This is a genomic window from Endothiovibrio diazotrophicus, assembly GCF_054657215.1.
In genome coordinates, this window is the sequence record NZ_BAAHXB010000002.1 from 39,284 (window position 1) to 59,324 (window position 20,041).

At 60.2% G+C, this 20,041-nt stretch carries 14 protein-coding genes and 1 pseudogene; 1 reads left to right on the forward strand and 14 read right to left on the reverse strand.

Annotated elements, in window-relative coordinates; translation table 11 throughout:
- Positions 1 to 129: 129 nt before the first annotated feature.
- From ACYQ2W_RS00920 to ACYQ2W_RS00945, 6 genes and pseudogenes are all read right to left on the reverse strand, one after another.
- Positions 130 to 1,278: a hypothetical protein gene (locus ACYQ2W_RS00920; RefSeq protein WP_459862493.1), complete on the reverse strand. Its 1,149-nt coding sequence runs from the start codon at positions 1,276 to 1,278 to the stop codon at positions 130 to 132.
- A 90-nt stretch (positions 1,279 to 1,368) separates the two neighbouring features.
- Complete coding sequence (locus ACYQ2W_RS00925) at positions 1,369 to 4,545, reverse strand: SNF2-related protein (RefSeq protein ID WP_459862495.1); 3,177 nt, start codon at positions 4,543 to 4,545, stop codon at positions 1,369 to 1,371.
- A 134-nt stretch (positions 4,546 to 4,679) separates the two neighbouring features.
- Entirely contained in the window at positions 4,680 to 6,029 is a 1,350-nt protein-coding gene (miaB, locus tag ACYQ2W_RS00930) for a tRNA (N6-isopentenyl adenosine(37)-C2)-methylthiotransferase MiaB (protein ID WP_459862499.1), read from the reverse strand.
- Positions 6,030 to 6,487: 458 nt separating this feature from the next.
- Positions 6,488 to 7,816, reverse strand: coding sequence for a caspase family protein (locus ACYQ2W_RS00935; protein WP_459862501.1), 1,329 nt, complete (start codon positions 7,814 to 7,816; stop codon positions 6,488 to 6,490).
- Positions 7,817 to 7,985: 169 nt separating this feature from the next.
- Positions 7,986 to 8,753, reverse strand: a complete 768-nt coding sequence (locus ACYQ2W_RS00940; protein ID WP_459862503.1) for a hypothetical protein — start codon at positions 8,751 to 8,753, stop codon at positions 7,986 to 7,988.
- Positions 8,754 to 8,885: 132 nt separating this feature from the next.
- Positions 8,886 to 9,841: pseudogene (locus tag ACYQ2W_RS00945) on the reverse strand (IS5 family transposase).
- 715 nt (positions 9,842 to 10,556) lie between these two features.
- On the opposite strand from ACYQ2W_RS00945, the gene ACYQ2W_RS00950 reads away from it, so the two are divergent.
- On the forward strand, positions 10,557 to 11,954 hold the full coding sequence (locus tag ACYQ2W_RS00950; RefSeq protein ID WP_459862505.1) for a DUF1425 domain-containing protein: 1,398 nt from the start codon (positions 10,557 to 10,559) through the stop codon (positions 11,952 to 11,954).
- A 43-nt stretch (positions 11,955 to 11,997) separates the two neighbouring features.
- Here ACYQ2W_RS00950 and ACYQ2W_RS00955 read toward each other — a convergent pair whose 3' ends face one another.
- From ACYQ2W_RS00955 to ACYQ2W_RS00990, 8 genes are all read right to left on the reverse strand, one after another.
- Positions 11,998 to 12,726 carry an OmpA family protein gene (locus ACYQ2W_RS00955; protein ID WP_459862507.1) on the reverse strand — a complete coding sequence of 243 codons (729 nt, stop codon included), beginning with the start codon at positions 12,724 to 12,726 and terminating at the stop codon, positions 11,998 to 12,000.
- Positions 12,727 to 12,735: 9 nt separating this feature from the next.
- Positions 12,736 to 13,158, reverse strand: coding sequence for a hypothetical protein (locus tag ACYQ2W_RS00960; protein WP_459862509.1), 423 nt, complete (start codon positions 13,156 to 13,158; stop codon positions 12,736 to 12,738).
- Positions 13,159 to 13,861: 703 nt separating this feature from the next.
- A complete protein-coding gene (locus ACYQ2W_RS00965; protein ID WP_459862511.1) occupies positions 13,862 to 15,373 on the reverse strand; it encodes a DUF4384 domain-containing protein in 1,512 nt (503 codons plus the stop codon).
- Between the two features lie 41 nt (positions 15,374 to 15,414).
- Positions 15,415 to 15,756 carry a hypothetical protein gene (locus ACYQ2W_RS00970; protein ID WP_459862513.1) on the reverse strand — a complete coding sequence of 114 codons (342 nt, stop codon included), beginning with the start codon at positions 15,754 to 15,756 and terminating at the stop codon, positions 15,415 to 15,417.
- A gap of 66 nt (positions 15,757 to 15,822) precedes the next feature.
- Positions 15,823 to 16,323, reverse strand: coding sequence for a hypothetical protein (locus ACYQ2W_RS00975; RefSeq protein ID WP_459862515.1), 501 nt, complete (start codon positions 16,321 to 16,323; stop codon positions 15,823 to 15,825).
- Positions 16,324 to 16,464: 141 nt separating this feature from the next.
- Positions 16,465 to 18,762, reverse strand: coding sequence for a beta strand repeat-containing protein (locus ACYQ2W_RS00980; RefSeq protein ID WP_459862516.1), 2,298 nt, complete (start codon positions 18,760 to 18,762; stop codon positions 16,465 to 16,467).
- Positions 18,763 to 18,998: 236 nt separating this feature from the next.
- Positions 18,999 to 19,529 (reverse strand): hypothetical protein, encoded by a 531-nt coding sequence (locus ACYQ2W_RS00985; protein WP_459862518.1) that lies wholly within the window; start codon positions 19,527 to 19,529, stop codon positions 18,999 to 19,001.
- A gap of 2 nt (positions 19,530 to 19,531) precedes the next feature.
- On the reverse strand, positions 19,532 to 20,032 hold the full coding sequence (locus tag ACYQ2W_RS00990; RefSeq protein ID WP_459862520.1) for a DUF1425 domain-containing protein: 501 nt from the start codon (positions 20,030 to 20,032) through the stop codon (positions 19,532 to 19,534).
- Positions 20,033 to 20,041 lie beyond the last annotated feature (9 nt).

Sequence of the window (20,041 nt, forward strand, 5' to 3'; positions counted from 1 at the left end):
GGCGGATTGGCGGCAGCGTAATCCGCCGGAAATGGGGGCGCCTTCGCCGGTGGCAGCTTCGAGGCGGCGGATTACGCTGTCGCTAATCCGCCCTACGGGACGCTTCGTTGGTTCGCGTGAGTGTTCGGTTTAGCCTCTCCTCGCCAGATAGAGCTGGAACAGCGGCGGGTCGCTCGTCTGGAGTGCCTTGCGCTGATCCACCGAGGTGGGGTCGCCGATCAGCCGACGCAGTTGGTGGAAGCTCTCGGGGGCGCCCTCCAGTTCGGCATCGTGGAGGTTTTCGGCCAGTCCCGGACGCTGGATCAGCAGCCAGGCGGGGAACTGGGCCTCGGGGAGTTCGGGGTCGAGGTCGAGGAAGTCGCGCCACGGGTCGCGCCATTCGCGGGCGGCCTCGTCGCCGATGGCGCCGCTCTCGTCGGGGTGGCGCCAGCAGAGTTGGAACCAGTCGGCCAGCGCGGTGAGCGGGCGCCGGTCGTGCTCGGCGGCGCGGGCGTGGCGGCGCAGCAGCGCCGCTTGGTCGCGCCAGGCGGGGACGCCTTCGATCGCCTCGAGTGCTTCATTCCACAGGCCGAGCCGTTCGGCGGTGTGGCTGGCGTGGAGGCGTGGCGTCGCGGCGGCGTAGGGGTGGCCGGCGAGTCGCTCGTGGAGGCGGCGCAGCAGCGGCGTGAGGTAGGCGCGGGCGTCGCTGCCCAGCTGCTCTTCGGCGAGCGGTTGCAGTGTCTCCTCGATGCGTTGGAGTTCTTCCGCGGGCTCTTCCCGCGGTGGCTGCTCGGCCCCTTCCACCAGCCGCTCCAGGGCGCCCAGTTGGCGGTGGCCGGGGTCGTTGTCGCGCAGTTGTTGCAGGGCGCGGTGGGCCTCCGCGCTGTCCCGCTCGGCGAGCGCGGCGGTGATGGTGTTGACCAGGGTGTTGCCGCCGCCGTCCATGAAGAGATCGAGCTGGGGGCGCGCGGCGGGGCGCAGGTGGTGGGTGGCGAGCAGGGTGTCGAGGGCGGGGGCGCGGGCGCGCTTGAGTTCGCCGCCGCCGCCCCAGGCGCGGTGGTGGCGCGCTTCGGCTTCCAGGCCCAGCTTCTTGGCGTAGGCGGCGGCCTCGGTGAGGGTGGCCCGGATCTCGGCGGGGTCGCCGAACAGGTGGTCCTCCAGGTAGCCGGCCTCACCGCCGCGCCACGCCTCGTAGTCTTCGGGGAAGAGGCGGCCCTGGGCGAGGAGCAGTTCGATCGGGCTGTAGTCGCCTTGCTCCAGCAGCAGGCGGTCGACGTCTTGGCGGGTCTCGTTGTCCATGGGCGTTGTCGTTGTGGGGCGGGGTGTTCCAGTGGATCGGTGTGGCGTTGGGGCTGCTGCCCTCGTTTGCGTCGCCGCGGTAGCGGCGACCTACTCCAAGGGGGCGAAGAGGCGTTCCAGGGCGTCGCTGTCCCACAGGGTGTCGGCGCCGTCGGTGTGCTCGAACAGGCCGTCGGCGAGTGCCTGCTTTTTCGCCTGCATCTCGTGGATGCGCTCTTCGACGCTCCCTTCGCAGATCAGTTTGTAGACGAACACCGGCTTCTCCTGGCCGATGCGGTGGGCGCGGTCGCTGGCCTGGCGCTCCACCGCGGGGTTCCACCACGGGTCGTAGTGGATCACGGTGTCGGCGGCGGTGAGGTTGAGCCCGCTGCCGCCGGCCTTCAGGCTGATCAGGAAGAGCGGTACCTCGCCGGCCTGGAAGCGCTCCACCGGGGTGGCGCGGTCGCGGGTGCGGCCGGTGAGCTGGACGTAGTCGATGCCGGCGGCCTCGATGCGCGCGCGGATCAGCTCCAGCATGGTGGTGAACTGGGAGAAGAGCAGGATGCGCCGCCCCTCGTCGAGCAGTTCGGCGAGCAGTTCCATCAGCAGTTCGAGCTTCGCCGAGGGGGCCTCGCGGGTCCCGGAGAGGCCGGTGAGGCGGGGGTCGCAGCAGACCTGGCGCAGCTTCAGCAGGGCGTCGAGGAGCACGATGCGGCTGCCGCCCCAGCCGCGCTCGGCGACCTCTTCGCGGATCCGCCGGTGCATCGCCAGGCGGATCGATTCGTAGAGTTCGCGCTGGCTCCCCTCGAGGGTGACGCCGCGCAGGATCTCGGTCTTCGGCGGCAGTTCGGTGGCCACCGCCTCCTTGGTGCGTCGCAGCATGAACGGCAGCACGCGGTAGGCGAGCCGCTCGGCGGTGGGCGCGTCGCCCCACTCCTCGATGGGGGTGCGGAACAGCTTGCGGAAGCGGCGGCGGTCGCCGAGCAGGCCGGGGGTGGCGAAGTCGAACAGCGACCAGAGTTCGCCCAGGTGGTTCTCCAGCGGGGTGCCGGTGAGGCAGAGGCGGTGACGGGCGTTCAGCTCGCGCACCAGCTTGCCGGCGCGGGTGTCGGGGTTCTTGATCGCCTGCGCCTCGTCGAGGATCAGCAGGTGCCACGGCTGTTCGCGCAGCACCGCCTCGTCGCGGGCGAGCAGCGGGTAGGTGGTGAGGATCAGGTCGTGGTCGGTGAGCGATTCGAAGTGGCGGTGGCGGTCGTTGCCGTGGAGGGTGAGCAGCTTGAGGGCCGGGGCGTGCAGGGCCGCCTCGCGGCGCCAGTTGGGCAGCAGGCTGGTGGGCAGCACCAGCAGGCTGGGGCGGTCGGCGCGCCCCTGCTCCTTTTCGAGCAGCAGGTGGGCGAGGGTCTGCAGCGTCTTGCCCAGCCCCATGTCGTCGGCGAGGATGCCGCCGAGGCGGTATTCGCGCAGCCGTTGCAGCCATTGGAGGCCGTGCAGCTGGTAGTCGCGTAGCGTTGCCTGGAGGCCGGCGGGTTGCCCGGGGGGGGGGCTCTCGCGCTCCTCGCGCAAGGCGGTGAGCATGCCGCGCAGCCGCTCGGCGCCGTGCCAGACGAAGCCCTCGTCGTCCTCCAGCTCCGCCAGGCGGGCGGCCTGGCTGCGGTTGAGGCGCAGCTTGCCGGCGGCGTCGGGGCGGCCGCCGTAGAGTTCCACCAGGGTGGTGAGGATCGGCCGCAGGCGGGCCATCGGCAGGGCCACGGTGCGCCCGTCGGGGAGCGTGAGCGGGATGTGCCGGCGCGGGTCGAGGCCGAGCAATTGCTCCGGGGCGAGGGCCTCGGGTTGGGCGCGCAGCAGTTCGCTCAGCGGGCCGAGCAGGTCGATCCGCGCCCCCTCCAGTTCGATGCCGAGGCCCACCTCGAACCAGTCGCCGCGGTCCTGCGCATCGTCGCCCGCCAGTTCGCCGAACCACTGCTCCGCGTGGTGGAGGGGGTGGGCAAACCCCGTCGCGCACTCGACGATCCAGCCCTCGTCGCGCAATGGCTCCAGGTGGTCGAGCTGGAGGGCGAGCCAGGCGTCGCGGCCGCCGTGGAGGCGCCAGCCGTCGGCGGTGGGGTGGAGGCCGGTCTCGCCGAGCCGGTTGCGGCATTCGTCCTCGAATGCCGGGTCGCGGTCGAAGCGCAGCAGCTTGCCCTCCGCCGCCCGACGGGGTTCCTCCCCTTCGCCCAGCGGATGGCCGTGGTAGAGGAAGGCGAGGCGGGCCCGTTCGTGGCCGGCCGCTCCCTCCAGGCGAAGGCGTGGCTGCGGGGCGGTGGCGGGGAGCCGCTCCTCATCGAGGAGGCGGGGGGGCGGGAGGGTCGGCGCATAGGGGGCGAGCCGGCGGGTGGCCTCGGTGAGCCGTTCCGGGGGGATCGGGTCGACCGTTTCCGGCCGCTCGAAGAGTTCGGCGGGGAGGCCGCTCTCCAGCGGGGCGCACCGTTCGCCATCCAGGTACCAGGGGGCGGGGAGGCGGAGGACGGTGGCCGCCGGGGGATCGGCCTCGAAGGTGAGGCGCTGGTCGCCGTTGGGCGCCATCGCCCAGCGCGGGATCGCCCGGCGCGGTGCGCCGGGGGTGAGCGGCGGCGCGTCCGCGGCGAGCCGGGCGCGGCCGGTGGCGAGGATGCCGCCGAGCAGCGCGGGGGCGCCGGGGCCGTGGAGGTGGCGGCGGTGCTCGGCGCCGTCCGCGGGGAGGGTGTCGAGGGTGGCCAGCAGCGTCAGGTCGGCGGCGAGCAGGAAGCGCGGCGGGGTCCCCTGGGCGGCCCAGGCGGGGTGGTATTCGCGCAGCCGCTCGAAGCCGCCGTCGGGGCGCAGGTTGGCGCTCAGGGTCTCCACCGCGAGGCGGCCGTCGGCGGCGGGGGCGAGGAGGTAGAGCAGGCGTTGACGGACGTCGGCGGGGTAGTCGTCGGGGGGCGCGGCCGACGGGGCGTCGTCGGGCTCTTCCATCGCCTCGCCCAGGGCGTCGTTGTCCAGCTCCTGCTCCTCGCGCAGGGCGCGCAGCAGGGCCGCGGCGACGTGGACACAGCCGCCCTTGCGACCGCAGCCGCACTCGCCGTGGATGGCGAGTGTTTCACCGTTGCGTTCGATGCGGGTGTAGGTGCGCAGCGGGCGGCCGCCGGAGGGTTGGTCGACCACGGCGGTGATCAGCGCGCCGTTGCGGCGAGTGTCGGGGGCGCGCACCAGGCCGTGCTCGAGCAGTGTGAAGGCCCATTCCAGGGCGGCTTCGCCGAAGTGCTGCTTGAGGTCGTCGAGGGTGAAGAGCATGGGGCGTTTCGGCTGATGGTGTAGGAGCGGCTCCTAGGCCGCGATGGCGCCCTTTCCGGGAACCCCCGCCGGTATCGTGAATGGCGGCACTTCGCCCGATCGTGGCCTGGGGGCCGCTCCTACAGGGGGAGGGGTTACCCGTTGGCGGCCCGGTCGAAGTGGTGGATCAGCTCGCCGCGCAGGGAGTTGGGTAGCGCCTCGGTGATGCGCACCTCTGCAAACTGCCCGAGCAGTTCGCGGGGGCCGTCGAAGTTGACCACGCGGTTGTTCTCGGTGCGCCCGGCCAACTGGTTCGGGTCCTTCTTGGCGGGGCGGGTGACCAGCACCCGCTGGGTGCTGCCGACCATCGCCTCGCTGATCGCGAAGGCCTGCTGGTTGATCCGCGCCTGGAGGACGTTGAGCCGTTGGCTTTTCACCTCGGAGGGGAGGTCGTCCGGGTAGTCGGCCGCCGGGGTGCCGGGGCGCGCGCTGTAGATGAAGCTGAAGGAGTGGTCGAAGCCGATCTCCTCGATCAACCGCATGGTGGCGGCGAAGTCCTCGTCGGTTTCACCGGGGAAGCCGACGATGAAGTCCGAGGAGATGGAGATCCCCGGGCGGGCGGCGCGCAGCTTGCGGATCTTCGCCTTGTACTCCAGCGCGGTGTGGCCGCGTTTCATCATCGCCAGGACGCGGTCGGAGCCGCTCTGCACCGGCAGGTGGACGTGGCCGGCCAGTTGCGGGACCTCGGCGAAGGCCTGGATCAGCCGGTCGCTGAACTCCACCGGGTGGGAGGTGGTGAAGCGGATGCGTTCGATGCCGTCGACCGCGGCGACGTATTCGATCAGCAGTGCCAGGTCGGCAATTTCGCCGTCGTCCATCTCGCCGCGATAGGCGTTGACGTTCTGCCCCAGCAGGTTGATCTCGCGCACCCCCTGGGCGGCCAGCCCCGCCACCTCGGCGAGCACGTCGTCGAAGGGGCGCGAGATCTCCTCGCCGCGGGTGTAGGGGACGACGCAGTAGGTGCAGTACTTGGAGCACCCCTCCATCACCGAGACGAAGGCGCTCGGGCCGTCGGCGTGGGGCTCGGGGAGGTGGTCGAACTTCTCGATCTCGGGGAAGGAGACGTCGATCACCGCCTGGTGGTCGCGGGCGGCGGTGGTCAGCATCCCCGGCAGGCGGTGCAGGGTCTGCGGGCCGAACACCAGGTCGACGTAGGGTGCCCGCTCGCGGATCGCCTCCCCCTCCTGGCTCGCCACGCAGCCGCCGACGCCGATCACCGTTTCGGGGTTGCGCTCCTTCAGCGGCTTCCAGCGGCCCAGCTCGGAGAAGACCTTCTCCTGCGCCTTCTCGCGGATCGAGCAGGTGTTGAGCAGCAGCACGTCCGCCTCCTCGGGCGTCTCGGTGCGCTCCAGTCCGTGGGTGGCGGCCAGCAGCTCCGCCATGCGCGCGGAGTCGTAGTCGTTCATCTGACAGCCGAAGGTCTTGATGTAGAGCTTTTTCGCCATGGATTTTGAGTTTGAGCGCGTGCGGTTGAATAGGGGGTTCGAACCGCTCATTATACGAAAAAGAAGTCCTTAGCAAAGGAACGATCGAGCTGATGTGGGGAGGGGCGTTGGAAGAGATAGGAAACTGTGACGGCGGCGAGGGTTCAATCGACTGAGTTGCTACGCTTTACCAAGCAATAATTCAGAAGATGAGCTGGAGTTATCGTCTACTAAAACCATAAGTGCTTGCGGTTTTTTCGAGGGTTGTAAAGGATGCGCTGATTTAATCGAAATTCGAGCGGCTAATGTCGCGTAACCTGTTGATTTGAAAGGTATATAATTGTTGGATTCGATTGAATCAGCATTCCTAAAGGGGTGCGCCTACGCTGGCGATAAGGGATCGGGGACGCTTTATATGAATCTTGCTGGGTTCTTTGACAATTTCGTCGGTTGCGGGAGGGCTTAGGCGTATCGGACACTCACCATCCCACAAAAGTCCTTGTTGACCTCTGTTGCTCACGCCGGGAATCCTCGTCTTGAGCTGGAGTCGGCCTGGGGGTGGCCGCTTCCTTGCTAATCTTTAAGTCGGATATGCGTCGATCGCCTGGAAAATTTTCTGACAACTGGTCTATGTGTCTCTCTGCAAACTTGAGTGATTTCGCCTCGATTTCGTTTTTTATAAGTTCCACGAGACGATCAGCTACAATCTTCAGTCCCTCTGTGGCCTTGTGGTTTCCTGCATCCAGCTCCAAGATGTGAAAATAACATTTGGCGGCATTTTCCTCTTCTCCATGTGAAGAGACTAGTTTCCCTACTTGAAGATATGTGTTGCATTTTTTCTGCAACGCATTGATCGTGTCTTTCTCTTCTTGGATTTTGTTTTTCTCTGTCCTCCTTTGCTCTTCGCGGCGAATATGTCTTAGCTTAATGTTCGCGAGCGAAACGTAGGCTCCGGCGGGGTATTCCGCTAAATACGCTGCGCAGTAATCCGCTGAGTTTGATGTATCACATTTTTCCCAAAAATATTTTTCTGCGGTGACTGTGCTCTGTGCTGAATCTTTCTTCTGGCTGAAATAGAAATCATCAACTAGTGAAGAGTGATCCCAGGGAATTTGTTTTCCATTGGATTTCTTAATTACATCGGCGCGTACCCTGGTTAATAGCTGACGAACTTCCAATCCGCCCTCTCCGATATGTTCGAGTAGCGCGGCTGTGAAAGGACTATTTCGGCCGTCTCCATCAACCGCCACGTTGCCTGGCTGAGTGGAATAAGCTAACAACGTGCCCATGCCTGCTTCGATTTGTCCAAGCCCGCGTGCGACGGAGGTGCTTCGGGATGTTCCCATACTTCTTGCCAGTTTGTTGGCTAGCGGGTTATCTCGGCATGCATCGAGAAAAACTAGGCTTATTCGACTATCTCTCTCCATTTGGTCCATCACAACATCAACAGAAACTGTTTCAAATTGAATGTCAGCCTCGTCCATCAGCGCGGCATCGATGGGAACGAGATAGTTTTCTCCGTGAACTTGGAGGCCGTGGCCAGCGTAAAAGAAGAGTCCAACAGACGAGCCCCTCAATGCCTTTGAAAACTTACGGATGGCGTCCTCCAACTGAGTCCGGCTCGCGTCTTGAATCAATTTTACATCAAAGCCAAGACTCGTCAGCTTCTCTCTAATGTCTAGTGCGTCGTTCGCTGGGTTTGGCAAGAAGGGAGCATGCATGTATTCGGAGTTTCCGACAACCAATGCGACTCTATCGCCCGCCGCATCGGCAGTTCCAACACCAAAAAGAAATAGGGTGGCAATCATCCCAAGAAAGTGGCTCAATTTCTTGCGGCTATTACTCGCTGAACAAAGAATCATCGGCTTGCCAAGTCAATTGATGGTTGTGAGTGTTGTTGGAAGCTGGTGCTCCTCGTTCGATGAGGAGCGCCGCAGTGAAATCAAGTCCAAGTAGGTGTTGGGTGAAATACAAATACTAAAACACCATGTTTATTCCAAATCGCAGAGATAGCTGCTCTTCTTCAATGGTAAGGTCGGGTGCGAAGTTATCGTATTCATATTTATAGGTATCCAGCTCTATGACGTAATTTGTTTTCCCTATAAAAGGGCCTGTCATCATGGCGCCCAGAGAGATGCCGCTTCCGTTAACTTTGCTGGAAACCGGGTACCACGATATGTCCCCGCTCAAATCGCTGTATGCGGCCTTCAGTGAAAGCGAATTTCCTAAAACTGGAATCGTGTATGCCGCTCCGACAAACGGTCCGGATACATCGACGCTGTATAGCGTGGTGGGTAGTCCGCTCATGTCTACGCTGGTTTCTCCACTAAGATATCCAGCAAACGCACTTATTCTATCTGTGAAGCGGTAACCGCCTACCAACGAGAGGTCTTTGCGGTCTAGTTGTGAGGATGCGCCATAGGGCATCTGGTAGTTCTCGTTGGTGAACCCCGGCAGGATTGAGGCGGAAACGTCGCCTAGTGATGTTTCATATTTCACTCCGCCAAAAAATTTTCCGTATCCAGCATTTAATCCAACACGGATAGAAGGAAAGTTTACGTCAAAAACATCCACCGATTTGCCTGGTATGCTATAGCTCCATTTATAATTTCTATGACTAAGCGCCACTTCCGGTACAATGGCGAGTTTGTCGCCTGATTCCGGCGAGGCGGCGTTGCTGCTCTCTGCGAAGGCCGCTACTGCGAGAAGAAGCGGTATATATTTACTTGCGTTTTTCGATTTCATTTTATCTCCTTGGCTGGGTTGTGTGGTTGGTGTTGCGTTTGTGGTTCCATATTTGTGTTCGACCGTCAGCGGTGTGGCGTGATCGGTCTGATCCCCTTATTCAGGACGCAATGCCCCGTGAACTCGTAATACTTACCTCTTTCGCAACAAATTGCACAGCGGGAACAGCATGAACAACTGTACGGTGTTCTTCGTCAGCCCACGATAACGAGCCTTTCGATGCTTGAACAGGTTCTTCACCACATGGAAGGGATGCTCAACCAGCAAGCACACTAGCGACGTCGCTTGCTTTCGAACGCCTCCGCGCTCTTGCGCGCCTGTCCCTCTGGCGGACTTTTGATCTAGTTACGCTTTTCCGCGACGATCCATTTCGCCTTCCGATGTTTCCTATCCACGCATTTCTCCACGCCGACGTAGCCGTGTCTCCGATTCCGTAGGCCTCGTGGCCATGCAGTACTGGTCCGCCTGGGTAACATCTCCGACGGTCGCCGCGGTGCCGATCACACTGTGGACCAAGCCCGATTCGGCATCCACGCCGATATGCGCCTTCATGCCGAAATACTACTGGTTCACCTTCTTTGTATGATGCATCTCCGGGTCGCGTTCCTTCTCCAGGTTCTTGGTCGAAGACGGCGCATCGATCAACGTGGCATCCACAATCGTCCCCTTGCGCATCCATCATCAAGCCGCGTTCCCCCAGCAAGCCGTTGATGGATTGAAACAGGGCCTAGGTCAATGAATGCTCTTCCAGGATCCGGCGAAAATGAATCATCGTCATTGCATCCGGTGCCGCCTCGCAGGATTGATCGATACCCACAAATCCACGGATCGCCTGATTGTCATAAATGGCATCCTCCGCGGCTTCATCCGATAAGCTGAAGCACTGTGCTGCACAATGTGTATCCGTAGTATTTGCTCGATGCCAATCGGCGATCGTCCACGCTTTTCTTTCGGTTAGTACGGCTCAATCACCGCCACCATCTCTCCCGCGGGATAATGGCATCAATGTCAGCCAGAAAGCGGTTGCGGCACGTCACTTTCTCCCTCGCGGCGTACTCCAATTCTGAAAAGCTGGTCTGTCGCATCAGGGGGGGGCTCCCAGGCTGTCTGGGCTGGGCCAATTACCCGCGCTATCCCAGACGCTCGCGGGATTAAATCAGCGATTCCCTAGCAGGGAAGCAGTAGGCGCAATGTAGATCAAGAGTAACGTTGTCCAGTACCGGAGTTGTGGTGATTTTTATCGTGTTGAGAACTCAAAAATCGCACAAAAAATACGGTAAGGCATGGCGAGCAAAAGCATGCCGGGGAGTGGTCAATGCCAGAGTATTCTTCACGCGTTTTGGATGAGGCTTGAGATCGATTACGTTTTATGGCATCCGGCCGACGCAAGACTAAGACCCCTGCATGATATACCGCTGCACCCGGTTTATCCACCCCGTTTATCTTGTCATTTATCGCGGCTCGCGAAGATACACAAGTTAAGATGCTTTTTCTTTTTTTGATTTGTGTTATTCCTCCAAACCCTTTCGCTCCAAGTCTGTTTAGGGCACAGGAGTTCGCCCCGGAGGCGATTGAGAAACGGCTGCTATCGCCTGTGCAATCTCGCTTGTGAGCTGGGACAACGAAACAGTGTTGCGGGAGAATTTGGTCGTATTGGGATATCATGGCGGTAGGTCGCCGTTGCTATAGATGTTACCTTTGCGATAGATTTTCTTGTGGCTTTCGAGTTTTCCTACTTCGGTGTAGGAATACTGCTCGTGGGGCCAAAATGTACTGCTTTTCGCGGGAAATGGAGATTACACCTTGATCACTTGGACGGCTGTCTTCTCGAAGGCGATATTCGGTTCATTCTTTATCCGCCGGGTTGGAACAGCTCTATGGACGTGGCTCTTATGGCTTGCTGCAGTGAGCGTGGCATCGGGGGCTTTGGCGGAGGACGGGCCGCCTACAGTGGAATACCGGGCGGCGTTGGTCATTGGGAACGGACGCTATGGCGCCGAGCGGTTAAAAAATCCCGTTTACGACGCCACGGACATCGCTTCGAAATTGGAAAGCAGGGGGTTTTCGGTTACCCGCTTGCTTGATGCCGATCAGCGACAGATGGAGGAGGCGGTGGAGCAGCTTGCTGCGCAACTCGATAGACCCGGTGCGGTGGGCCTCTTCTACTTTGCCGGGCACGGTGTGGAGACGAACGGAAGAAACTATTTGATCCCGGTTCGGGCTGATATCGAATCAGCAGCGGATCTCAAGTATCGGGCGGTGGATGCCGGATGGGTCCTGGACCAGATGTCGTCCCACAACAAGCGGTTGAATCTGATCGTTCTCGATGCCTGTAGAAACAACCCGTTTCGCTCACTTTCGAGAAGCATTGGTCGTGGTTTGGCGCGGATGTCGCCTGCGTCGGGGTCGTTGATTCTCTATGCGACGGAGCCCGGTAGCCTTGCCAGCGACGGTGATGGGCGCAACGGCACGTTTACCAAGCACTTTCTGGATGCCTTGGACGTACCCGGTCTTTCCGCCGAAGAGGTATTCAAACGCACCGCGAAAGGGGTCAATCAGGAGACCGGGGGTGAGCAGGTGCCTTGGATGGAGGGGATCATCCTGGGTGACTTTTATTTCAATTCGGGCCAGTCGGGTAGCGGATCGATGAGCCGGTATGAGTCCGGCTTTTCGGGGGGGGCTTCGGCGTCTCGTGCAACGCGCCGGGATGATACCGAAAGGGAAGGCGATCTCCCGGAGGTATCGGATTCCAAAACGGAGACGCGGGTTGCGGCTCGCGATGAGCGTTCGACGGTGGTCGAGAGGGACGTTGCAGGCGCGGCCAGCGGTGGAGCGTCGTCTCCGGGCGATACCGTATCTACCGTGATTGGAGGTTCAGACCTCGCAGAGCAGCTGAAGGTCGTTCGGCCGGTGACCAGAAAGGTTGGCGTCTTTACGCAGGGCCAGATCGGAATCCAGAACCTGAGCGATGACTCCCTATCCTTGGAGTACCAGTTTCGCTGGATGGATCGAAATGGCTTTGTCGTCTCCGACGAGTCGATGTGGCACCGGATGCAGCTGGGGGCTCGCCAGATGAAGCGGGTGAGTTCCGTCGGGAAGTCAAAGGACGCCTACCACATGGAGGTCACCGTGCGGGCGCCGGAAAGCTACTTCCAACCGAAATCGGATGCGGCTAAAGGATCGCAGGTCTCCGGTTGGTAGGGATTTTCGAAACCCGTTTCGCGACGACATGTCGAGCGCATGGCTATTTCAGGATCACGAACTGCACTCTGCGGTTTTCGTCGGAGTAGGGGTTCTGCTGATTGATGGGTTGGGATTCCCCCCATCCGTAGATCACCATCCGCTGAGGGTCGATCCCTCCGTAGATCAGATAGTTGCCTACCGATCGGGCTCTCTTCTCCGAGAGTTGGCGGTTGAATTCGGTGCCGCCGGCGGCGTCGGTGTGGCCCTCGACGGTAAAGCGGCAGCCGGCCAGTCCCGGTGATTTCATTGCCTGTGCGATTTCTCCGATCAGTCGATATCCCGAAGGGGAGATGCTGTAGGATCCCGAGTCGAATTCGATCTGTACGGCTAGCCCCGGGACCCTCGCCTGACACCCTCCGTCCCCGGGGGGGAGCGCAGAGATCAATTTTTCGTACTCCTTATCGAAGGAGACCTCCACTTTCTTGGGACTGCTCTTGGGACGGTTCAATTTGAGCGACCGGGAGTTGCCGTCCTGGGGCTGAAAGCTGCGAAAGCGGGGGGCGTCGTCTCTCTCCTGGGTGTCCTCGCGATTGCCGACGAGTGCATCGACGATCCCATGGGAGGTAAGCGTGGCAGACTCCTCTGCGTTGAAGTCCATAACCGATACGTTTCCGCCGAGCGCGTCGGCAACATAAAACGCCGTGCCGATGGTGATCGCCAGGGTCAGGGGTATCGCTCTCCGCGACGCGTCGGATTTTGGTTGGTGTGCTGGTGATTGAGTGTTGTGCATCTTTCTACCCTATTCGATGACCATGTTTCCCATGTTGGATTCCGCATTTCGGCCGATATTGAAGTTGGTGCCATTCGATTTGTCCAGGTGGTTGATCACTGCGCCCTTGATTTCGGCGTTGATCACCCTGAGGTGACGATTTTCGTTGGTGCGTTCGATGGTTGCAGTTGATTGGGGCTCGCGGGTCATTACTCCGCTCCAGTGACCCTGGCAGTCGTCGTCTAGTAGGGCATCCGAGCGGAACGTGAGCGTCTGTCGCTGAATATCGCCCGAGGTAAATGGGGTATCGCGCCCGCCAATAAGTAAACTTCCGCCTTTGCTGACGATCCCGTTTGCGTATCCGGATCGGGAGATGTTCCGGTGACCGCCTGTCAGGGAGTAGGACCAAGTTCCCGAAAGGGTATCGCCGGAGCCTTTCGCATCCCACTCCACCGCGCCTCGGAGTTCAGTTCCTGATGCGATCCCAAGCTCTCGTTTGCACTTTGTGACTCGGACGGTGATGGTCCCTCGCCAATAGCCGCCAAACTCGTTTGTAGCTCCCTCTACAGCCCCCAGGGTCGAAGTGGCATTTGCTGAAGACCGAAGGTTGCTAGAGTGGGAAATGTCTGTGTTGGATGTGTTGTAACTGATCGGGTATTCCGTCTGCTCAGCTATCGTAGACGAGGTGGAGAGAGTAAAGAGAATCACGATGGAATATATTACTAAGTCATTGCGTATCACGGGGAGGGCCCTCCACGTTGGGGCGTAGAGGAAGTCGCTTCGCTTTTGAAAAGGCAAACCGTGTCCTTCCCGAGAGGGAATAAGCTCAAATGTATCGGATCGTTATGAGAGACGCCGGCTAAATGTACGACGTCGCCCGCCTGGGTGGCTATCATTGACTCCAGTCCGACTTCACTGACAATCAGTTTTCCATTCTGCCAACACTGTAGCGTCTTGGAAGGTCCACTTGGCTGCGCCTTGGTGCTATTTTGCTGCTCCGCGCAGGAAGTGCCGGGGGAGGCCATGAGTAGCAGAAGAGCGATTGTTGCGTAACCGTATATTGTATTCATGCAAAACGTTCCGTTCGCCGCTGGTTCCGAGAGGTTAGTTTTTCCCTGAGTCTGCACGAGGGTGCGTCGATGATGATAGGAGGCTTTCAGTTGATGGGGATTCTTTCTATCTGATAAGTGATTTTTCCCGCGGATTTCCCGTCATTGAACTCATCCAGTAACGCCTGTAGGTTGGTGACTTTGATTGGTGTTAGTGGTGGCACGCTGTGTGCGGTCGCGGAATAGTTGTCAAGTGGGTCGGTCCCCGCTACGCACGCGACGAATTCATTATTCCTCGAGGAACCAACTTCAATAGTGAAATTTCCGTTGTGGATCCTGGAGTCGGGAATTTTTGTTACAACGCCTCCCGCGGTAACAGTGGTGTTCTGCAGTGGATTTGGATAAATTCTGAAAACCGTGCCTTGGCCGTCTTGATAATAGCAGTCGAGATGGCCATCCTTGCTGATGCGTGTCGTAACGATCAGGTGGTCACCTTCTTTGAAGGTCTTTTGGTTTAATACCATTTCCAGGCTGATTGCGGAAGAGTGGGTGGGTTGTTCCTTCAGGTTTCTGCGCCTGTGTTTTGCCTGCTCAGTGATTGGGATATTGAAGAGGATATCCGAATAGAGTTGGAAGTCGATGGATTTTCCGTGCAATGCATTGGGTCCCTTTAGTGTGGTCAAGGCATTGATTGTTGGAGGGTCAAGTATGTCGGTCCGGGGGACGTCGAAGCCGTATAGGTAGAGCCAAGTCTGGATGTCATCGATGCGCTGTTGATCGGAAGATTGGGAGTAGGTTGCTTTCCATCTGTCCACAACGTAGGGGTCGGGAGCAGCGTTCTCGTCGAGTATTCGCCAGTATGGAATGCCTACATACTTTCCGATCATCTGGATGACACTCAATTCGACAAGCAGTCTCACGGCGTCGTGGCGTCCTTGAACCTTCTTTATTTCACCTTTGGAACCGAAGCTAAGCCCGAACAAGGATATGTTGAATCCGTTCTCTGATCTCGCTTTATGCACCTCCATGGTGTTTCTCACGTTTACTCGTGGAATGCCGGTCATGTAGTGATAGTCAAGCATATTGAAGTCGAGGGTGATGCGGGCGGTTCCCTGCTTTCCCTGTTTGCCGGCTTCGATGCCGATCGCTTCTCCATTGAGTGTCGAGTCCACACCTACGTCCCGGCTTGAGCCAATGGTTTCCAGGGCCCTGTCGAATTCGGTGATTCCCCCGGATATTACGATGTCGGGGAGTCGAATTTTTGTGGATAGACCATATTTGCTGGAAAGGTAATCCTGGTCGTAAGGAATGTAGGTTACCTTGCCGCCAATGGAATTTAATGCGCTCTTGGTCATTTCCGTAATGTCTTTTGGGATCTCCCCTACAGTCACCCCGGAAGTTCCGGTTTTGTCATCTATGGGGGTGCTTTGTATATAGATGGGATTTACGGGGTAGATCTCTGTCATCAGGCCAAGCTTTGTCAGCGCCGCGCTATAATTGGTAACCTTTTCTCGCGGAGGTGTATTTTTCAGCACGACGTCATCGCTCTTCGGTGGGGCGGCGACACACCCCGCGAGTAACGCCACGGACACCGCAATTAGCTTTCCAATCAGTCGCATTTTTCTCACCAATATCGCAGTTTTTCGTGTTCTAACGAGGGCTATTCAATACATCCGATGGCGGAGCTGTTGCCACTGCTGTCGTGGATGTTGTAGACGTCCCGAAGGTTGTTGGCGACAGCGGGGTCGGTAATCACAATGCTGTTGGTGACATTGGAGTATCCCTCCAGCTTTCGGCATCCGTCGCGCTTCTTCGCTTGATTGGCCTTGGCCCTCGCCTTCAGAACGGTGTATTTCTCATTGACCATTCGATCCCCAATTTCATCCCACTTGGAGATGGGGTCATCGTTGTACTTCGATATCCCGTCGTCGAGGTCTCCGGCGTGGGTGGTGGCGGCCACGAGGATGGCGGCCGAGAAGGCTGTCGAGCGCAGGAGGTGCATGATCTCTCTCCTATATCGATCGTATGCTAACGCGGGGATCGGGAGGATTCCCAATCCCCGCTCGCATTACTCAACGCTTACCGAACCCATGTTTGCTTCGGCATTGGCTCCGATTGCGGTGTTGGCGGCGTTGGTGATGTCGGCCCGGTTGGTCACGGTACCACGGATATCGGAGTTCTTAATCGAAGTCGAGCCCATGTTGGCGGTGGCACGCTCGCCGATGGCGGTGTTGGCGGCGTTTCGGATGGTGGTGGTGTTGGATACTGTTCCTCGGATGTTGGAGTTCTCGACCCGCATTGAGCCCATGTTCGCCTCTGCGTCGGTTCCGATGGCGGTGTTGGCGGCATTCTCAATGGTGCTTTGGTTGCTCACGGTGCCGCGAATGTCGGAATCCTTGATCGCCGTGGAACCCATGTTGGCTCGCGCCCGCTCACCGATGGCGGTATTGGCGGCATTCTCTATCGATGTGCGGTTGCTGACGGTTCCCCGGATGCTGGATTCCGCGGACGTAATGGTGGTCATTCCCAGGGCGATCATCGCCACCAGTAGTGTGTTTGTCGATTTCATTGCTGCTTCTCCTTGGTAGTTGCCTGTGCTTTCTGCGCAGGGATGTTTGGGTAACAAATATCTCGAGGCATGACGCATCAACAATATGAATTCGTAACTTTTTTCAGTGTGCGCTCACCGCTTCCGGCGTGGTCAGGCTGGTCAGTGATGACCGATAACAATGGAGTTCTTGTACGAATGGTTTCCTTCGGTGGCGACGTTCGTATTGTTGATGCCGCCGGAGGCCCATGCGGGCTGGATCTCGATGTTGTTGAATTTTGCCCCTCCCCAGGAGAGATTATGGCCTCCGCCATTTCCGCCATTGTCGACTAATACGGAGCCCTCAACGGCGCGTGACCCCCTCCCGATTGCCAGGTTGGTCGCCGTGAGGCCGGTGACCACGTTGGTGACGCTGCCGCCGATAGAGCCGTTGGATACGGCGACGGAGCCCATGTGTGCCTGGGCGCCACTTCCGAGCGCCATGTTGGTTGTCGCTCCGGAGACCACCACGTTGGTGATGTCGCCCCGCACGTTGCTGTTGCGAAGATCGACCGCGCCCAGGTTCGCGGTTGCGTTGTCGCCGACCGCGAGGTTGGTCGCGACGCCGGAGGCCACCGTGTTGACGATGGATCCGGAGAGCCTCGATCCGCTCATGTCGACGGCGCCGAGGTTCGCGTGGGTCCCGTTTCCAATGGCGGTATTGGTGGCGACCCCCGCGGTGACCAGATTGGTTGCGTTGCCCGTCATAGAAGAGTTCTCCATATTCACCGCGCCGAGGTTGGCGGAGGCATTCTTCCCGATGGCGGCGTTGCTGGCGCCGGCGGTGACGACGACATTGGTCACGTTGCCGTTGAGTGCGCTGTTGCTCATCTTGAGCGCACCCGTGTTCGCGGTCGCTCCCTCGCCGATGGCCATATTGTTGATTCCGGCGCCACCGACGAAGTTGGTGACGTTTCCGTGCAGTGTGCTGTTTTCCATCACTGTGGCCGCCATGTTGGCTTGAGCGCGATTGCCGATGGCGGTGTTGATCGCGGCCTGGGCGGCGGTGGTGTTGGTGAGCGTTCCCTCCGCCACGCTGCCGAGCAGGCGGGTGGAGGCCTGGTTGGCCTGGGCATTGGAACCGATGGCGGTGTTGGCCGTGGCTTGACCAAGGGTGACGTTGGTGGCGACGCCGTTGAATCGTCCGCCGTTGATTCGGGTCGCCGCCTGGTTGGCCTCGGCGCCGTTGCCGATGGCGGTATTCACCGTCGCCGCGCCCACGGCCATATTGGTCAAGGTGCCGGTTGCGCTGCCGCCGGTGATGCGGGTGGTGGCCTGGTTGGCAAGGGCGTTGTTGCCGAGTGCGGTGTTGGTCGTTCCCTGGCCGAGCACCATGTTGGTGGCGACCCCGTTCAGGGAGCCATCGACGATTCGGGTGGACGCCTGGTTGGCTTCGCTGGCATTGCCAATGCTTGTATTGACCGCTCCGGAACCGGCCACGACGTTGGTGATGGCCCCGTCAAAGTTGCCGCCGGAGACGAGGGTGGCGGCCTGGTTGGCCTCCGCCCGCTGCCCAATCGAAGTGTTGACGGTGGTCCCGGTGGTGGTGTTGGTGATCGCGCCACGCCCGCTGCTGGCTTCCAGACGGGCCGACCCCATTGAAGAGCGGCTTTCGTTGCCGACCGCGGTGTTGGTGGCGGTGTGGCCCGACACCAAGTTGGTGGCCGCGCCGGAGAAGCGGGTACCCATCATGACGGTGGAGGACGTGGCGGCGCTGGTGTCGCGTCCCAGGGCTGTGTTGATGATGGTTGCCGCAGTGACTGCGTTGGTGATCGCGCCGTTCCCGGTGCTGCCCTCCAGGCGGGTCGATCCCGTTGAAGAGCGGCTCTCGTCACCGACCGCGGTGTTGGTGACGGTATGGCCGGACACCAGATTGGTGGCCGCGCCGGAGAAGCGGGTGTCGGTCATGACCGTGGAGGATGCGGCAGCGCCGGCTTCCCGTCCGAGGGCCGTGTTGATGATGGTTTCCGCTGTGGGGGTGTTGACTACCGAGCCGGTGACGCTCGATCCACTGATCTGTTGTGCATTGAGCGTCGCCGATGCACCCGAACCAACCGCGGTGTTGTTGGCGCGGGTGTGATCGGAGGTGTTGAGAAGCATCGCGCGGATCTCGGCGGCTGTGATGGTTACGGAGTTGCGGTCCGCCCGGCTTCCACTGCCGATCGCGGTATTGGTTTCGTTTCGTCCGTCGTATCGGTTGACGATCGATCCTTCGACCGTCGATCCCGCCGTTCGCACGGTCGCCAGATTTGCCGTGCTGCCGTTGCCGACGGCGGTGTTCGCCACATTCCCGGCGGTGGCCTGGTTGGCGATATCACCGTGAATGGTGTTTTCGTCGGCCCAGACAAGTGTGGCGCACAGCGACGCAGCGAGGCCGAGTTGTCTGGAGAGGGTTGCTGTGAATAGGTGACGGCGGCCCATGTCGCTTTCCTTCCGTGGCGGTTGATTGGTTCGGTAGGTGTCTTTTATTTGTGGTCTTGAATTATCTGCTATGAATCTACACCAGATTCCGTCAAAGAAAAATCTTGAATCGATGGGTGAGGCCGGTTCGCGGGTCGGATACAGACGGTTGTGCTTTAAATGTTTCGCCTGCAGGCCGCTTGAGCGGTGGCCGAGAGCCGTTGCTCGTCGGCCACCGGTGTCCCCTCCGGAGCCTCTTACAGGACCCCCCGGCGGGCCTTGGCCAGCTTGAGTCGATCGGACCAGTGCCCTTGCAGGTCTCCTTTCAGATTGAACAGCTTGAGCGTCATCTTGTATTCCACCAGCTCCTCGCCTTTCTCGCCGTATTGGCGGCTGGAGGTGATTTCGGAGCGGACGATGTAGTCGAACCGCGTGGCGGAGTTGTCGACGATACGGGCGACGCCTGCGTTGAAGAGGGTTTCCTGGATGCGGTCGTACATGTCTTCGACCCGCAGGTTGGGGTCATCGGTATTGTTGCGGATACGGCCGACGATCAGGCGCGGGCGGCGCTTGGCCCAGTCGGCAAGCTTGGGATCGGCGAGCATCTTGTTGGTGATGTTCTCGGCAAAACCCATCAGATCACCCAGGTTGAGGTCGGCTTCGAGGTGTTCACGGGTTTCCGAATCGGCGATGCTCACCCGATCCCGGACCGGGTTCGCGGAGTCACAGGCGGTGAGGGTGAGGGCGGCAAGGCCCGCGAAGGTCAGCCTCAGGGCGGTTTGCTTCAAGCTCATTGGTTGGAGTCCTCTTCTTTCTTGGGGGGATTGCGTCGGTCGTAGTCGATGAAATAGTCGTCGGGGGCGCGGACCGTGACGACCATGTGGCCGGCCTGCTGCTGTTTCCCGGTGCTTTGGATGCGCCGGGTCTGACGCGGACCGAGGAAGATCCGGGTCCACATCGCTTCTTGATCGAGCTGGAACCCCTGGTCGTCCTCCCACGTGATGCGATATTCCAGGGCGAGCCGGTCGTCACTCAGGTTCTGCAGCGTGACCTGTCCTTGCATGAAGGCGCCGGCCTGTCGGAGACGGGGATCGATCAGCTTGATTTTTTCCAGCAATGCCGTGGAGCCGACGATGAGGGTGGCGTTTGGATGCTGGCTTCGATCGATGGTGGGGTGGGCGACGTAACGCCCGTCATCGGCACTTTCGCTGCGGGTCTGTTGACACCCCAGGGAGAATGAGGTGGTGACGATCACCGCACAAAGAGCGATCGATTGAAAGAGGGGTTTCATGGCTGGGTT

Coding starts and splice junctions, on each gene's coding strand:
- ACYQ2W_RS00940 (WP_459862503.1), bottom strand. CDS start 8,753: ATGAAATCGAAAAACGCAAGTAAATATATACCGCTTCTTCTCGCAGTA.
- miaB (WP_459862499.1), bottom strand. CDS start 6,029: ATGGCGAAAAAGCTCTACATCAAGACCTTCGGCTGTCAGATGAACGAC.
- ACYQ2W_RS00975 (WP_459862515.1), bottom strand. CDS start 16,323: ATGAAATCGACAAACACACTACTGGTGGCGATGATCGCCCTGGGAATG.
- ACYQ2W_RS00935 (WP_459862501.1), bottom strand. CDS start 7,816: ATGATTGCCACCCTATTTCTTTTTGGTGTTGGAACTGCCGATGCGGCG.
- ACYQ2W_RS00955 (WP_459862507.1), bottom strand. CDS start 12,726: ATGCACAACACTCAATCACCAGCACACCAACCAAAATCCGACGCGTCG.
- ACYQ2W_RS00925 (WP_459862495.1), bottom strand. CDS start 4,545: ATGCTCTTCACCCTCGACGACCTCAAGCAGCACTTCGGCGAAGCCGCC.
- ACYQ2W_RS00970 (WP_459862513.1), bottom strand. CDS start 15,756: ATGCACCTCCTGCGCTCGACAGCCTTCTCGGCCGCCATCCTCGTGGCC.
- ACYQ2W_RS00920 (WP_459862493.1), bottom strand. CDS start 1,278: ATGGACAACGAGACCCGCCAAGACGTCGACCGCCTGCTGCTGGAGCAA.
- ACYQ2W_RS00980 (WP_459862516.1), bottom strand. CDS start 18,762: ATGGGCCGCCGTCACCTATTCACAGCAACCCTCTCCAGACAACTCGGC.
- ACYQ2W_RS00965 (WP_459862511.1), bottom strand. CDS start 15,373: ATGCGACTGATTGGAAAGCTAATTGCGGTGTCCGTGGCGTTACTCGCG.
- ACYQ2W_RS00990 (WP_459862520.1), bottom strand. CDS start 20,032: ATGAAACCCCTCTTTCAATCGATCGCTCTTTGTGCGGTGATCGTCACC.